Source organism: Bradyrhizobium ontarionense (assembly GCF_021088345.1).
Classification (GTDB): Bacteria; Pseudomonadota; Alphaproteobacteria; order Rhizobiales; family Xanthobacteraceae; genus Bradyrhizobium; species Bradyrhizobium ontarionense.
Map to the genome: position 1 here is coordinate 5,588,967 of NZ_CP088156.1, position 15,543 is coordinate 5,604,509.

Consider the following 15,543-nt stretch of genomic DNA (forward strand, 5'->3'; position numbering starts at 1 on the left):
TATTGAATGTCAGGACGTCTTCTTGCCGACAGGAATGAACAGGATGCCGGCGCAGCAGGCCAGCGCCACGGCAAAATAATAGGTGATCGCGCGCGAGCCGATGGTCGGGATCAGCGCGAAGGTCGTGACCAGCGTGCCGACGACGTTGCCGATGGTGGAGACGCCGTAAACGAGCCCGGCGACACGGCCCGCCTCGTCGGCCGAGCGCGTCAACAGGCTGACGGCGATCGGCGAGAATGTTCCGAGCAAGGTCAGCGGCACCAGCAGCAGCGCGGTCGAGGCCATCAGCGTGGCCGTCGGACCGTCGCCGATGGTGTCGAGGATGTCGGCCATGACGACATCGGCCGTCGCCGGCACCAGCGCCATGTAGGCCGCGGCAACCAGGATCATGGTGCCGATGGTGCGCGTCGTCGGCTGGCGGTCGACGATGGCGCTGCCGGCGAAATAGCCGATTGCGAGCGCGCACAGCACGGTCGAGATCAGGCTGGCCCAGGCGCCGATGCCGCTGCCGAAATAGGGATTGAGATAGCGGCTGCCGAGCATCTCGAAGCCCATCAGCACGCAGCCGACCAGGAAGGAGCAGAGATAGATCGCCAGCACGCCTGCGCGGGGGACCGGCTCGCTCACGGCAGCTTCCTGTTGTGGCGTTCGATCGTCTTCAGCGCCTCGACCGGCGCGAAATCGTCGGTCAGCACCTTGGCCTTGGCGTCGATCACCTGGCCGCCGTCGATGTCGATGCGCTTGCGCTGCGCCAGCATGTCGGCGAGCTTGTAGCGGAAGCCGAACGCCTTGTCGCGCTCCTGCGCGGTCGCGGCGAGATCCTCGGGCTTCCGCTCGTCGCCGGGATAGGCGACCATGACGATGTTGCCGCCGGCCTCGTAGAAGTCGACCTGCGGAAACACGCTGTGGATGGTCTTGACCGCGGCATCGAACAGCATGGTCGACGGCTCGACGTTCTGCGTCACCACGCCGCCTTCGGCGAGATGGTCCTTGACCAGCTGGTAGAATTCCTTGGTCAGCAGGTGGAACGGCACGAACGGCCCGCGATAGGCATCGATCAGGATGATGTCGTAGCGTTCTTTGGATTCCTGCACGAACAACCGGCCGTCGCGGTTGGCGACGTGGAAGTTCGGCTCCTCCTTGATGCCGAAATATTTCTTGGCGAGCTCCAGCACGGTCGGATCGAGCTCGACCGACGTCACCTGCACCTGAGGCAGGGAGCGGTGCAGATACCAAGCGGTGCGGCCGCCGCCGAAGCCGATCTCGAGGACCGAGCGGATGTCCTTGGCGTACATCACGCTCGCGGTCATGAAGCGGGTATAGTCGACCGGCAGATCGAGCTCGTCGCGGGTGTTGTAGACGCTCTCGGTATAGATGCGCCGGTTGTGACCGAAGGTCATGCTGCGGTAGGGCGCCTGCTCATAGACATAGATGTTGTTGTAGAGCGACTCCTTGGACTCCAGCAGATTGCGGGTGTCCTGGGCCTGGCTGGCGGTGGTAACGAGGAGGCAGCCTGCGAGCGCGCCGAAAATGACCGACCGGATGAGCATCGACTTGTCTGTGTCCCTCGGCTGGAGATGGGCAGGCGTGCCGGGCTGGGGCGAATCTCGTGTCGTCGCCGGTTAGCTGGCCCCGGGGCCATGAGGTGCGCTCAAGCACGACCAATACGGCGATCCCAAGGCCGGGCTCCGCATCGGCGCCGTTCTCTTAGACCATTGGCTGCCTCCCGGATAGTCAAACCACCCCTCCCAACGGGCCTGTGATCGGGCCGATGCCCCCGCCTCAACCGGAATCACGCACCGGCGTTCCCGTCGTCGTCCCGTCACAAGATCCGCGCGGCGTTGTGCCACGGCGGGCCGTCCGGTTCAGGCACCGACCGGAGAGGCTTCCGGTCGGTGGCCGGGTCTGCTATGGAGGCACCGAAGCAGGTGCACTTCGGTGCAGGCTCCGGTCCCGTAGCTCAGCTGGATAGAGCGGCGGTTTCCTAAACCGTAGGTCGCATGTTCGAGTCATGCCGGGATCGCCATTTGCCGCCGCCTCGGGCGCGCGCAGTCTTAATCCAGATCGAATCGTCTCCAGGTCTTGACGTCGTGCGCTCGTCCCTCCCGCTCGGGAATCGGGTGGAGCGCGTCGTCCCGATCGATGAACCTTCCAGGGTGAGACGGAGGCTGGAGCCCCGTCCGCGCGGCGCGCGACGGTGCCGCCGACATGCATCACCTGGAGTATCGAATCATGCACACGACGATCGAGCCGGGCATCCTCTATTTCGGGACGCCCGTCGTCCTCATCAGCACCGTCAACGCGGACGGTAGTTTCAACCTCGCGCCGATGTCGTCGGCGTTCTGGCTCGGCTGGCGCTGCATGCTCGGCCTCGCGGCAGGATCGAAGACGCCGCAGAACATGCGGCGCACCGGCGAGTGCGTGCTGAACCTGCCGTCGGTCGATCTCGTCGCCGCGGTCGATCGCCTCGCGCTGACCACGGGCTCGGATCCGGTGCCGGCGATGAAGCTCCGCAAAGGCTATCGCCACGAGCCGGACAAGTTTGCCCTGGCTGGCCTCACCGCAACCAGCTCCGAAACCGTTGCCGCGCCGCGCGTCCGCCAATGTCCGGTCCAGCTCGAGGCGCGCGTCGAAGCGGTGCACGGCATTGCCGATGATGACGCGCTGCTGAAAGGGCACATCCAGTGCATCGAGGTGCGCGTGCAGCGCGTTCATGTCGACGGCGCCATCCTCATGGACGGCGCGCAGGACCGCATCGATCCTGACAAGTGGCGGCCGCTGATCATGAGCTTCCAGCAGTTCTATGGCCTCGGCCCGCGCCTTGACGACTCGCGGCTCGCAACCATTCCGGAAGCGGCCTATCGCAGTCCCGACGTCGACCGCGCGCGCAAGGCGCCGGCGCTGGTGAATGCCGTGGCGGGTTGAGGCCGTCTGAATGTCGGCAAAGAAAGAGCCGCGACCTTGCGGGCGCGGCTCCCGATTACGGCGAGCGGTCACTTTACCAATGATATTTCAGGCGCCCCGTTCCGGCCCAGGACGTGGCTGATGGCGCGAATTGGCCGTCGATCTGGCCGGACAGCGTGAAATGCGACGTCAGGGCGATTTCGGCCACGCCCGACAGCAGCGCCGAATCCGCGGCGATCCGCGCTCCGGTCGTGACGAAGCTCGCACCTGGCAGGGTCTGGAAGGTCGCCGTGACCGAGGCGTCGCGATTGTAGTCGTGTGCCCAGGCGGCGCGGCCACGCACCAGGAACGTCTCGGAGATGCGGCGGTCGGCCCAGACACCGAGCTCGGTGCGCGGCAGGGTCGTGTCGCGCGAGGCGAAGGTGAGCGCGGTGCCGGCGGCGCCGAGCGAGCTGGTTTCGGTGTAGGACGGGCTCCACACCTGCTGCAGCTGCACGGCCGCATAGGGCGTTAGGCTGCCGAAGCCGAGATCGAAGCGATAGCCGGTCTCGGCCCGCGCTGCCAGGGTCGGCGCCGTGTAGCTCGCCCGCAGCGTTTCGACGGCGCCGGTCGCGAGGCTGCGCGTCGTCGACATCCAATGCGCGCCCGCGGCGAGGCTGCCGGAGACGTAAGCCTGGCCGAAGCGCTTGGTCGCATAGGCCGCAGCCTGGATGAAATCCGAGCTGCCATAGCCGCCGCCTTGCGCGACATTGAAGCTGGTCTGGCCGCCTGCGAGCGCGAAGCCGACCGTGAGGTCCGGCGCCAGCCGATAGTCGGCGCCGGTGGCGAGACCATAGATCGTGGACGAAACATCCTGGCTGCCGGCCGCGGCATCACCGCCGGTGCGGCCGCCGCCGCCGAACGCCGAGCCCCACACCGCCCAGACGGGCTCTACCGGCATCGCCTTCGTGAAGATCTTCGCGGCCTTGCCCGCGGCGCCGTTCGAGGCCTCGGCATAGGCCATCATCGGCGAGCCGTTGCCGTTCGAGGCGAAACCGCCGTTGCGTCCATTGCCGCCGAAATCGAGCACGGTGGTGAGGAAGCCCGTCATGCTCTGGCCGAGGCTCTGCGTGCCCGCCGGCGCGCTCTGGCTGGCGATCTGGTTGAACGTCGCGCCGAGCCCGGACGCGCTCTGGAAGTAGATCGACTGCAGCTGTAACGGCAGCGTGCCGCCCTTGTTCACGGCGCTGTTGAGCGCATCATAGACCTTGCGGCCGTTGCCGCTGACGCCGGTCGTCGGCAGCGATGGCAGCGCGGCCTGGTTCAGCGCGACATAGGCGTTCTGGCCGTCATAGCTGAGGGTCGGGGTGACGTTGGTGGTGCCGGTGATCGTCGTGTTGAAGCCGGAGAACTTGCCGTTGACGCCGGACCCGGTCGAGACGATTGCGACCTTGCTGCCGGCCGCATAGATGCCGCTCGCGAAGCTCGCCGTCACCTGTCCCGCCAGCGTCGCCGTGCCGGAGACGCTGGTCGTGCTGAAGCTGCCCGGCGTGAACTGCAGCGCGTAGGTCGCGCCGCTGGTGAAGGCGAGGCTGCCGAGCACGGTGAGCTTGCCGGCCTGGCCGGTGAGGCCCGTGACCGCCTGATAGCCTGGCGCCAAGGTGCCGGCGACGCTGACGTCGCCGAGCGTGCCGAGGCCGCTCAGGGTCGCGCCGGCGCCGACGCTGATCGGGCTCGTGACCGCGGCGCCTGCCGCAACCACCAGCGCGCCGCCGCTGACCGTGGTGCCGCCGCTGTAGCTGTTGTTGCCGGCGAGCACCAAGGTGCCCGAGCCTGCCTTGGTCAGCGATCCCGCGCCGGAGATGTCGTTGCTCCAGATGTCGAAGGCGTTGTAGCCGCCCTGCGCCGCATCCATGGCGACCGACACCGCGCCGTTGAAGGCGCCGTAGCCATAGGCCGCCTTGTAGAGGTTGATGCGGCCCCAGCCGTCCCAGGTGTTGCCGTCGAGCAGCGCATAGCCGGACGGCAGCGCCGTCGTCTTCAGGATCTCGGTGCGCTGCGCATCGCTCAGATACGGAAAGCGCGTCAGCAGCAGCACCTGCGCCTGCACCGGAACGTTCTCCGGCAAGGTGGTGCTGACGCCGGCGAGCTGCATGCCGTAGGTCATGCGGTAGGTGTAGCTCGACGGATCGGTGCCGGAGAGATTGACGTCCTTCGAGGCCGCGGCGATCGCGGCCGCGCCGCCCTGCGCCTGCAGGATGCAGGCCTGCACGCTGACGGTGCCGCAGGATTGCGAGATATAAGACTGCGTCTGGGTGTAGGCCTGATAGACCGCGTAGGCAGAGGTGTTGGCGGGATTGGTCCAGTCGACCCGGTCGCCGTTGGAATCATACAGTGCGTTGTAGATGTTGGTCGCCGCGATCGCGGTCGCGAACACGCGGCCGCCGATCACGTCGAGCGGCGAGTGCATGCCGGCGAGAATGCGGTTGTTGCCGAGATCGGCGGCGCGCGCCAGCAGGCTCTGATATTCCTGCGGCACCAGGAAGGCCAGCCCAAGCGCCTGCGTGTAGCCGGAATTGGTGTGGCCGCTGATGAAGCCGCCATCGGCATAGGGGTTGGTGCTGTTGATGATCTGCAGCAGCGGCGTCGGCACGTTGACGTCGGTCGAGAGCCGGTAGGGCCGCGAGGCGGCGCCGATGCCGGGGACATAGTCGCCGATCGTGAACTGGGTCGGCTGCAGCACGCCGTTCACGATGGCGCCGACATTCGGCACCGTCAGATAGGTCAGGCTGGTGCCGTTGGCCGTGTTCTGCGCATCGATCATCGCCTGCGTCACGGTGAAGCCGCGCACCCAGTTGGTGGCGTTGCCGTAGACGGCGGGAATCGTGAGGTTGCCGTAATAGGTGGGAACGACGATGTTGGCGGTGTCGGCCGTGGTCAGCCCGGTCTTGGTGGTGGCGTTGTAGTTGCCGAACGCCGCCGCCAGCGGGCTCACCGTGGTCTGGTTCACCGATGCGCCGAACGCGCCCGGGTTGGTCACCGGCGCGGTCGACCCCATGTAGCGCTCGAAGGTGCGCTTGGACGGCTCGGTCGACGAGTTGTTGCGGACGACGTTGTTGACGAAGTTCACGGCGGACGCCAGCGGCGTCGCGGTGCCGTTGCCGAAGCTGGTGGCGCCCCAGCTCGCGCTGTTCAGATAGTTGATGTTCGACTGGAAGTTCTGCAGCGTGTACGGCGCATAGGTCGTCGGCGTCAGGCTGTTCGGCGTGGTGCCGCTGGCCGAGGCGCCGGTGCCGGTCATGAAGTAGCCGGTGAGTACGCCGAGGCCGTTCAGCACGCTGTATTGCTGACTGGTGCGGTCGTCGTGGATCGCCTCCAGCGTCTGCGCTGTGGTGCGCGCATTGGTCATGCGGATGACGGTCTGGAGGTTCTGCTCCATGACGCCCGTGCCGTTGGCGAGCGTCGGATCGTTCAGCATCAGGTTCGTGTAGGAATCAACCACGTTCACCATGGTCGAGCCGACCGTCGCGGTGCTCGAGTTGGTGAAGTTCACCGGCGGGGTGGTGGGGATGTCGCCGGCCTTGGCGGCGAAGGGCAGCAGCGCCGAGCCCAAAGCGGCATATTTCCAGAACTTCAGATACGCAGACGACGACATTTTCGAGTGCCCCCACACCACCAGCAATGATGCCGGACCCCGTGAGAGTCCGGCGGGGACAGCCGCGCACCGGCGGTGGACAGCTTCTTGCCCCACCGCCGTCACTATTTACCGATTGTTTCAGATTCTTAACGGATTGTTAGCGACGTCCATTAGTCAGTGTCTGTCGTCGGAAAGACACACAATCCAGGATGGGCGCGAAAAGTCCTGCTTCGCGCAGCGTGAGTCTTACTAACAATTTGGTGTGGCGCTGATCGATTCGATGGCCAGGGTTGTGGTGGCTCCAGCTCATCGATCCACGCCGCATGCTGCTCGAACAGCATCATCGGTCCCGAAGACCTGCCTGAAATCGCGCAGCCGCACGTTGAAGCTTGCATCCGAGTGTAGGGACGTGGGGACATCATGGGGGCTGTGGCTGTCGAGCGGCTGCTGATCGAGGCGGCTGATCACTATAATGCGGGGCGGGCCGGTCCGGCGCAGGCCCTGTGCGGCGACATTCTCGACAGCCAGCCGGATCATCTTCCGGCGCTGCATCTGTCCGCGATCCTCGCTTTCGCCGACGGCCGCATGGCGGACGGTGCTGCGCTGCTGACCCGCGTGTTCGCGCGCGATCCCAACCACGCGCCGGCCTATGTGACGCTCGGCGATGCCTTGGCCGTCAAAGGCGAGCGCGACGGCGCCGCGGATGCCTTCGCGTGCGCCGCGAGCCTGAGGCCGCTCGATGCCACGATTCACAGCAAGCTTGGCACCGCGCTGCTGGAGCTCGCGCACTTCACTGATGCGGAGGCCGCCTACCGCCACGCACTGGCGCTCGATCCGGCGCTCTCGCGCGTGCGCTGGAACCTTGCGCTCGCCCTGAGCCGGCAGGGCCGCCTGCCGGAGGCCGAAGCCGTCTATCGCGACCTGCTCCAGCGCGACGCTGCCTATCCCGAGGCCTGGCGGGCGCTGGCGCAGGTCCTCGTCGATCAGGCCAAGTACGAGGAGGCCGTGCCCGCTTTTCTGCAGGCGCTGGCCGCCCGTCCGGTCGACGCCGGCCTTCACGTGAGCCTGGGCGATATCCGGTACCGGCAGGGCGCCTTCGCCGATGCCGCGATCCACTATCGCCAGGCCTGCGATCTCGCGCCCGGCGATGCCAACGCCGCGCGGCTGCTCGGCCACGCGCTGCACGAGGCCGGCCGCCCGGCCGAGGCCGTCGAGGCCTATCGCCGCGCGGCGGTGCTCAATCCCGGCGATGTCGTCGTGCTCAGCAATCTCGGCGCCTGCCTGTGCGGGACGGGCCAGCTCGACGGCGCGACGGCCGCCTGCAAGCTTGCGCTGGCGCTGCAGCCCGATCATGCGCCGGCACATACCAATCTCGGCATCATCAGTGAGATGCGCGGCGACACCGACGCGGCGGTCGCGGCGCATCGCCGCGCGATCGCGGCTGATCCGAACTACGCCAAGGGCCACGCCAATCTCGCGGTGGCGCTGCGCAACGCCGGCGACATCGACGCCGCGCTGGCGGCCTCGCACCGGGCGGTCGCGCTCGCGCCCGACAATGCGCTGGCGCGCTACAATCACGCGCATTTCCTCCTGATGTGCGGCGACCTCGTCAACGGCTTTGCCGAGCATCGCTGGGGGCGCGACTGTCCTGATCTCTCCGCGGGCATGCCGCGCTTCGACGCGCCGGAATGGCACGGCGAGCCGCTTGCCGGCCGCACGCTGCTGCTGTTCGCCGAATACGGCATCGGCGATGCGCTGCAATTCGTGCGCTATGTGGCGCAGGTGAAGACGATGGGCGGCGCGATTGTGCTGCAGGTGCAGCCGGCGCTCGCGCAGCTGCTGCTTGGCCTGGACGGCGTCACGGTGGTTGCGCGCGGCGAGGCGCTGCCGTCGTTCGACCTGCAACTGCCGCTGATGGACCTGCCGCGCATCTTCGGCACGACGCTCGCGACCATCCCCGCCGACGTGCCCTATCTCGCCGCCGATCCGATCAAGGTCGCCGCCTGGCGCAACGTGCTCGGACACGCGCCGCAGCTCAAGGTCGGCGTCGTCTGGGCCGGCAATCCCAGGCACAAGGGTGACCGCCAGCGTTCGCTGGCGGCACAAGCCGTGCTGCCGCGGCTCGTGACGCCAGGCGTGCAGCTGTACTCCCTGCAGAAGGAGCCGCGGCCGGACGATGCGCCCGCGCTCGCCGAGCTTGGCACCGACGTCGTCGATCTCGCGCCGCTGCTGAAGGACTTCGCCGAGACCGCAGCCGCCGTCGCCGCGCTCGACCTCGTCATCTCCGTCGATACCTCGGTCGCACATCTCGCCGGCGCGCTCGGCCGCCCCGTGTGGGTGCTGTTGCCCTACGCGCTCGACTGGCGCTGGCTGCGCGACCGCGCCGACACCCCGTGGTATCCGACCATGCGGCTGTTCCGGCAGGACCGGCCGATGGCCTGGGACGGCGTGCTCGCGCGGGCGGCCGAGGAGCTTGCGCGGGTGGCAGCGGGCGAGCGCGAGCTGCTGCTGCCGAGCACTTTGGACGTGTGCTGACAAAGGCGGCATTGTGAGGGGTGCTCTGTCCACTCCTCCGCTGTCGTCCCGGCCTACGCGCCGGGACCCATACTCCGCGGCGGAGGTTGTCGGGCGAGCTGGAGTTACCAGCCCTCGCAAATTTTCGTTCGGTGGCTATGGGTCCCGGCGCAGAGGCCGGGACGACAGCAGTGGGTGTCGCGCGAGTGATGGCTTACCAAAGGGCAAATACGGCTCCGACGATCAGGACGCAGGCGTCAACGTCTGCGCCACCAACTCCCTTACCCGCGGCACCACCACCTTGCCATACAGCTCGATGCTCCGCATCAGTTTGGCATGCGGCAGCGGGCCGGCCGAGTACTTCAGCTGGAACCGCGAGATACCGAGCGCCTTGATCGTCGCGGCGATCTTCTGCGCCACCGTCTCGGGCGAGCCGACATAGAGCGAGCCGTGATCGGCCTCCTGCACGAACTCGTCGCGGCCCATCGGCGGCCAGCCGCGCTCGCGGCCGATGCGGTCGCGCATGGTCTTGTAGTCCGGCCACAGCTCCTCGCGCGCCTGCTCGTCGGTGTCGGCGACATAGCCCGGCGAATGCACGCCGATCGGCTTCACCTCGCGATCGAACTGCTTGAGCGCCCGATGATACAATTCGACATAGGGCGCGAACCGTTTCGGATCGCCGCCGATGATCGCGAGCATCAGCGGCAATTCATAATGCGCGGCGCGCACCACCGATTCGGGGCTGCCGCCGACGCCGATCCAGGCCTTCAGCCGGCCCTTCTCGACCGGCGGATAGACCAGCTGATCCTTGAGCGGCGGCCGCAGATTGCCCTGCCAGGTCAGCGGCTGCTGCGGCAGCAGGCTGACGAACAGATCGAGCTTCTCCTCGAACAGCGCCTCGTAGTCCTTCAGGTCGAAGCCGAACAGCGGGAAGGATTCGGTGAACGAGCCGCGGCCCAGGATCACCTCGGCGCGGCCGTTCGAGACGGCGTCGAGCGTGGAGAAGCGCTGGAACACGCGGATCGGATCATCCGAGCTCAGCACCGTCACCGCCGAGCCGAGCTTGATCTTCGTGGTGCGCGCCGCAATCGCCGCAAGCGCCACCTCCGGCGCCGAGATCGCGAAGTCGCCGCGGTGGTGCTCGCCGAGCCCGATGAAATCGAGGCCGAGCTGGTCGGCCAGCACCGCCTCCTCGACCACGTCGCGGATCACCTGGGCATGCGAGGCCATCGCGCCATCGTCGCCGCGGGTGACGTCGCCGAACGTGTCCAGGCCGAATTCGATTGCTGTGGTCATGTCTCATTCCATTTTCGTCGGGCCGTCATACGGCCTCTGCTCGTCAGCTGGAAGGGGCGGAACCGGATTGCAAGGCGGCTCTGGCGAAACACAAGGTTTCTGTGTTGGGGCGACGACCATACCTCGTGCGACGAGGGCACCTGCGAATTCCTGACGCGTCATGCCCGGGCTTGTCCCGGGCATCCACGTCTATCCAGGTCCGCCGGACGACGTGGATGGCCGGGACAAGCCCGGCCATGACGGAGGAGAGACGAGGAGCACAAGCTTGGATCTCCCTCGCCGCGGTCAGAAGGAGCCCGAAAAATTTCTCTTTCGTTTTTCCAGAAACTATGCTCTATTGCGCCCATCCTGCCTCATCGATGAGGGGCGTACGCGCGGTCGTCACGAGACGCGAGGCAGGGAGGCGGTGGCCGGAGTGGATCGCAGCGTGCTTGTCGCGCCGACGAACGATCTGCTGCGGACGGTCAAGCCGTGTGGTCCCGGCATCCCGACGCTGATGCCAAGCCGGTGGGTTTTGATGATCCCACGGGCGACGGTGGCTAACAAGCCCGGACACCGAGGAGAGCACGGAGCAGCCGTAAGCCCATCGCGCAGGGAATGCCGGTTGATCGGCTGAACCTGTGGTACCTGCCGCCTGCATTTTTCTCGCAGGCGGGCCATGGGTGAGGCCTTCACCCGGCATTCCCTGCACCCTCACGTTTTCGAGGGTGTTCCATCCGGCAAGACTCGGGCGCAACCGGCCGCGAGAACGCGCCGTCGCGGCCGAGCCGAACTGCCAGTCGCGCCTCTTGCGCGATCAGGCCATGCCAAAAAATGGGCGTGTGGGCCTGCCGCGCATCACGTAGGCTTGGCGCATTGAGCACCCGGAATCACGTGCATGACTTCAGACAGCGACTATCAGATCTTCGAGGCAGGCGATGTTGGGCTGCAATCCGGCGAGACGTTCCCGTCGCTGCGACTCGCCTACAAGACCTACGGCACGCTCAATGCAGCCAAGGACAACGTCATCCTCTATCCGACATCGTTCGGTGCCCAGCACTATGACACCGAATGGCTGGTCGCGCCGGGTGGCGCGCTCGATCCCAACAGCTATTTCATCATCATCCCGAACCTGTTCGGCAACGGGCTGTCGTCATCGCCGTCGAATACGTCCGAGCTGCCCGGCGGCGCGCCGTTCCCGGTGATCAGCTATCACGATGCGGTCGCGGTGCAGCGACGGCTGCTGGTCGAACGGTTCGGCATCAGCCGGATCGCGCTGGTCTATGGCTGGTCGATGGGCGGCATGCAGGCCTATCACTGGGCTGCCTGTCATCCCGACATGGTGGAGCGCGCCGCGGTCGTGTGCGGCAGCGCGCGCTGCTCGCCCTACAACCATCTGTTCCTCGACTCCGTGAAGGCGGCGCTGACCGCCGATCCCGCGTACAGAGGCGGCCGCTTCGTGGAGAAGCCGGTGGCGGGGCTGCGGGCGATGGGGCGCATCTATGCGGGATGGGCGATGTCCTACGAGTTCTATCGCGACGAGGTCTGGCGCGAGCAGGGCTTTGCCACGCAGGAGGATTATCTCGCCGGCGTCTGGGACACCGCCTTCGCGCATCGCGACGCGAACAACCTGCTGACGCAGATCGCGATCTGGCAGGGCGGCGACATCAGCAACTGCGCGGCCTTTGGTGGCGATCTCGATCGCGCGCTCGGCGCGATCACCGCACGCATGCTGCTGATGCCCGGCCGGACCGACCGCTATTTCGATTGGCGCGACAACGAGCGCGAACTCCCCAAGCTGGTGAACGCCGGCTCCCCCGAGCTACGGCCGATCCCATCGATCCACGGCCACCGTGCCGGCAATCCGATCCGCATCCCGGCCGACCGCGACTTCATCAAAGTCGCAGTGTCGGCCCTTCTCAACAGCTGACCGCAGGGCTCTTTGCATGTCCGATGTGACCACCGACGAGTTCGCGCCCCGCCCGAAGCTGCTGACGCCGGCGATGCTGCAGGCGCTGTGCAGACGATCGAACCTGCAGGGCGCGTTGCGCACGCTTGGCCATTACGGCGCGATCATCGCGATGGGCACGTTGATCTGGCTGGTCGCGTCGGCTTACGGCGTGTTGCCGGCGTTGCCCTTGATGCTGCTGCAGGGCGTGCTGGTGGCGTTCCTGTTCATGGCCGTGCACGAGACCGCGCACAAGACCGCGTTCGACAGCCGTGCGCTGAACGTCGCCGTCGGCACCATCTCCGGCTTCGTGATCGGGCTTCCTTACGAATATTACGGCCTGTTCCACTGGGAGCATCACCGCCACACCCAGGATCCCGACCGGGACCCGGAGCTGATCGTCGGCCCGAAGCCGCGCTCGGAGACGCAGCTTGCGATCGCCTATTCTGGCCTGCAGCAGGTCGCCGGCCGGCTCCGGCTGCTGCTGAAGCATGCCGTCACCGGGCAGGTCACCGTGCCGTGGGTGCCGGCCGGCCGCCGCGCCGGCATCGTGCGCGAGGCGCGCTATTACGTCGCCGGCTACGCCTTGCTGTTGTTCGGCTCGCTCGTTCTTCACAGCGCGCTCTTGCTTTGGGTCTGGGTGCTGCCGCTGCTGTTGGGCCAGTTGATCCTGCGGCCTTATCTCTATGCCGAACACGTTGGCTGCGACCACACCCGCAGCGCCTTCCAGAACACCCGCACGACGTTCACCACGCGTTTCGTGCACTGGCTCGCCTGGAACATGCCCTATCACGTCGAGCACCACGCCTATCCGTCAGTGCCGTTCCATGCGCTGCCGCAACTGCATGAGATCGTCGACGGCGAGATCACGCATCGTGGGCAGGGCTATATCGCGGTGACGCGGCAGACTCGGGCGTGGTTTCGTGCGCAGTGGGAGGGAAACGAAGGCTGACGTATGATGAGTTCGTGTTCGAGCAATCGCCACGCCCTCGGTGCACCCTCTCCCCTTGTGGGAGAGGGTGGCATGATCGAGCAAAGCTCGATCATGCCGGGTGAGGGGTTTGTCTCCGCAGAGGCGGTGATGCTGTGGAGACAAACCCCTCACCCGAGTGAGTACGACGCTGGTATCGGTGATGCCCTCTCCCACAAGGGGAGAGGGCGCGGCCATCAGCACCGTGCGAACGCTGCTGCCGTGGCGGCGTCCGCTCACCGCCAGCGTTCGCGCATGCGGGCGCCCAAGTCGATGCGCGGGCCCTGGCTGGCGACGGTCCGACCTGGCTGCACGCGCGGCCAGCTGGTGCGCTCGAACAGCGGCACCAGCGCCTCGGGAATGAAGCGGGTGCGCGAGGCATAGACATGACGATCGCCGCGCACCGGTTGGCCGTGGACGAAGAAGCGCTGCGGCACCAGCAGATGCAGGTCGTCCTTGGCGCGGGTCATCGCGACATAGAGCAGCCGGCGCTCTTCCTCCAGCTCGGCGCTTGTGCCGGCGCCGAGATCGGACGGCATGCAGCCGTCGACGACGTTGAGCACATGGACCGAATTCCATTCCATACCCTTGGCGGAATGGATGGTGGAGAGGATCAGATAGTCCTCATCGAGCAGCGGCACGCCGGACTGATCGGAGGTCGCATCGGGGGGATCGAGCGTCAGCTCAGTGAGGAACCGCTCGCGCGAGGGATAGCCGCTCGCGATCTGCTCGAGCTGCAGCAGGTCTGCGCTGCGCACCTCGGCGTCCTCGTGGACGCGTTCGAGATGCGGCTGATACCAGTGCCTGACGCGCTCGATATCGGCCGGCCAGTCCGTGTATCGCAGCTGCTGCAGCGTGCGCACGAAGGCCGTCCAGTCGTCGCCGGCGCGCGCGGGCGCCGGCTGCTCGCAGAGACGTGCGATCGGATCGGCACTGTCGCTGACGGCATCGAGCAGGCGCTGCGCCGAAGCCGGGCCGATGCCGGGAATCAGATGCAGCACGCGGAAGCCGGCGATGCGGTCGCGCGGATTCTCGACGAAGCGCAAGCAGGCCAGCACGTCCTTGACGTGGGCCGCGTCAAGGAACTTCAAGCCGCCGAACTTCACGAATGGAATGTTGCGTCGTGTGAGTTCGATCTCGAGCGGCCCGCTGTGCGAGGACGTGCGGAACAGCACGGCCTGCTGCTTCAGCGCGATGCCTTCCTCGCGCTTCGCCAGCACCTGCGCGACGACATAACGGGCCTGGTCGGCCTCGTCGCTGATGGTCACGAGCTGCGGCTTGCGGGAGCTTGTGCGATCCGTCCACAGGTTCTTGGTGAAGCGCTCGCGCGCCAGCCCGATGACGCCGTTGGCGGCAGTGAGGATCGGCTGCGTCGAACGGTAGTTGCGGTCGAGCGTGACGATGTCGGCGCGCGGGCTGAACTGATCGGGAAAATCGAGGATGTTGCGCACGGTGGCGGCGCGGAAGGCGTAGATCGACTGCGCGTCGTCGCCGACGACGGTGAGGCCCGCTCCATTCGGCTTCAATCCGAGCAGGATCTGCGACTGCAGCCGATTGGTGTCCTGATATTCGTCGACCAGCACGTGGTCGAAGCGGTCGCCGATCTCCTGCGCGATTGTCGCATCTGCCATCATCTGCGCCCAGTAGAGCAGCAGGTCGTCGTAATCGAGCACGGCATTGGCCTGCTTGGCCTCGACATAGGCCGCGAACAGGCCCTTCAGCTCGCCCGCCCATTCCGCGCACCAGGGAAAGTGCCGCACCAGCGCCTCGTCGAGCGGCATGTCGGCATTGACGCAGCGCGAGTAGATCGCAAGGCAGGTGCCCTTCGTCGGGAACCGCCGCTGCGTGCTGGACAGGCCGCGTTCGTGCCGCACCAAATTCATCAGGTCGGCGGAATCCTCGCGATCATGGATCGTGAACACAGGATCGAGGCCGATGCGCTCGGCATGCTCGCGCAGCATTCGCGCGCCCAGGCCGTGAAACGTGCCGGCCCAGGTGAGCCCGGCGGTGATCGCTTCGGCCTTGCCGGCCAGCACCTTGCGGGCGATGCGCTCGACCCGCCGGCTCATCTCGCTGGCGGCGCGGCGCGAGAACGTCATCAACAGGATTCGGCGCGGATCGGCGCCGTTGACGAGGAGATGCGCGACGCGATGCGCCAGCGTGTTGGTCTTTCCCGAACCCGCGCCGGCGATGATCAGCAGCGGCGGGCCCGGTGTGGCAAAGGCGCCGCCATGCTCGACCGCGCGGCGCTGCTCCGGATTCAGATCGTCGAGATATGTCGCAGCGGTGGCCTGCACGAATCATCCTCAGCTCGTA

The 15,543-nt window shown here is 66.7% G+C and carries 9 protein-coding genes and 1 tRNA gene; 5 read left to right on the forward strand and 5 right to left on the reverse strand.

The genetic code is table 11. From position 1 onward, the window contains the following. Nucleotides 1–9: 9 nt before the first annotated feature. A complete protein-coding gene (locus LQG66_RS24735; RefSeq protein WP_231318269.1) occupies nt 10–627 on the reverse strand; it encodes a fused MFS/spermidine synthase in 618 nt (205 codons plus the stop codon). Continuing rightward, nucleotides 624–1,550, reverse strand: a complete 927-nt coding sequence (locus tag LQG66_RS24740) for a spermidine synthase (protein ID WP_231318270.1) — start codon at nt 1,548–1,550, stop codon at nt 624–626. Before LQG66_RS24740 ends, LQG66_RS24735 begins: the two co-directional genes overlap by 4 nt. Nucleotides 1,551–1,949: 399 nt before the next feature. Between LQG66_RS24740 and LQG66_RS24745 the strand changes: the two genes are divergently transcribed. Both LQG66_RS24745 and LQG66_RS24750 read left to right on the forward strand, forming a co-directional pair. Further along, a tRNA-Arg gene (locus tag LQG66_RS24745) sits at nt 1,950–2,026 on the forward strand. A 206-nt stretch (nt 2,027–2,232) separates the two neighbouring features. Continuing rightward, entirely contained in the window at nt 2,233–2,925 is a 693-nt protein-coding gene (locus LQG66_RS24750; RefSeq protein ID WP_231318271.1) for a flavin reductase family protein, read from the forward strand. A 73-nt stretch (nt 2,926–2,998) separates the two neighbouring features. Here the strand turns inward: LQG66_RS24750 and LQG66_RS24755 are convergent, their stop codons facing one another. Continuing rightward, nucleotides 2,999–6,538 (reverse strand): autotransporter domain-containing protein, encoded by a 3,540-nt coding sequence (locus tag LQG66_RS24755; protein ID WP_231318272.1) that lies wholly within the window; start codon nt 6,536–6,538, stop codon nt 2,999–3,001. 402 nt (nt 6,539–6,940) lie between these two features. On the opposite strand from LQG66_RS24755, the gene LQG66_RS24760 reads away from it, so the two are divergent. Continuing rightward, nucleotides 6,941–9,055 (forward strand): tetratricopeptide repeat protein, encoded by a 2,115-nt coding sequence (locus LQG66_RS24760; RefSeq protein WP_231318273.1) that lies wholly within the window; start codon nt 6,941–6,943, stop codon nt 9,053–9,055. A 222-nt stretch (nt 9,056–9,277) separates the two neighbouring features. Here the strand turns inward: LQG66_RS24760 and LQG66_RS24765 are convergent, their stop codons facing one another. Then, nucleotides 9,278–10,330, reverse strand: a complete 1,053-nt coding sequence (locus LQG66_RS24765; RefSeq protein ID WP_231318274.1) for an LLM class flavin-dependent oxidoreductase — start codon at nt 10,328–10,330, stop codon at nt 9,278–9,280. Between the two features lie 877 nt (nt 10,331–11,207). Here LQG66_RS24765 and LQG66_RS24770 point away from each other — a divergent pair. Further along, nucleotides 11,208–12,239: an alpha/beta fold hydrolase gene (locus tag LQG66_RS24770; RefSeq protein WP_231318275.1), complete on the forward strand. Its 1,032-nt coding sequence runs from the start codon at nt 11,208–11,210 to the stop codon at nt 12,237–12,239. Nucleotides 12,240–12,255: 16 nt separating this feature from the next. Then, a complete protein-coding gene (locus tag LQG66_RS24775; protein ID WP_231318276.1) occupies nt 12,256–13,209 on the forward strand; it encodes a fatty acid desaturase in 954 nt (317 codons plus the stop codon). A 254-nt stretch (nt 13,210–13,463) separates the two neighbouring features. On the opposite strand, the gene LQG66_RS24780 is transcribed toward LQG66_RS24775, so the two are convergent. Then, the gene (locus LQG66_RS24780) at nt 13,464–15,524 is read right to left on the reverse strand and encodes an ATP-dependent helicase (protein ID WP_231318277.1); all 2,061 of its coding nucleotides are present in this window, start codon (nt 15,522–15,524) and stop codon (nt 13,464–13,466) included. Nucleotides 15,525–15,543 lie beyond the last annotated feature (19 nt).

Excerpts from the sequence above, each read along its gene's own strand:
- LQG66_RS24755 (WP_231318272.1), bottom strand. The coding sequence starts at position 6,538 with ATGTCGTCGTCTGCGTATCTGAAGTTCTGGAAATATGCCGCTTTGGGC.
- LQG66_RS24765 (WP_231318274.1), bottom strand. The coding sequence starts at position 10,330 with ATGACCACAGCAATCGAATTCGGCCTGGACACGTTCGGCGACGTCACC.
- LQG66_RS24775 (WP_231318276.1), top strand. The coding sequence starts at position 12,256 with ATGTCCGATGTGACCACCGACGAGTTCGCGCCCCGCCCGAAGCTGCTG.
- LQG66_RS24770 (WP_231318275.1), top strand. The coding sequence starts at position 11,208 with ATGACTTCAGACAGCGACTATCAGATCTTCGAGGCAGGCGATGTTGGG.
- LQG66_RS24740 (WP_231318270.1), bottom strand. The coding sequence starts at position 1,550 with ATGCTCATCCGGTCGGTCATTTTCGGCGCGCTCGCAGGCTGCCTCCTC.
- LQG66_RS24750 (WP_231318271.1), top strand. The coding sequence starts at position 2,233 with ATGCACACGACGATCGAGCCGGGCATCCTCTATTTCGGGACGCCCGTC.
- LQG66_RS24760 (WP_231318273.1), top strand. The coding sequence starts at position 6,941 with ATGGGGGCTGTGGCTGTCGAGCGGCTGCTGATCGAGGCGGCTGATCAC.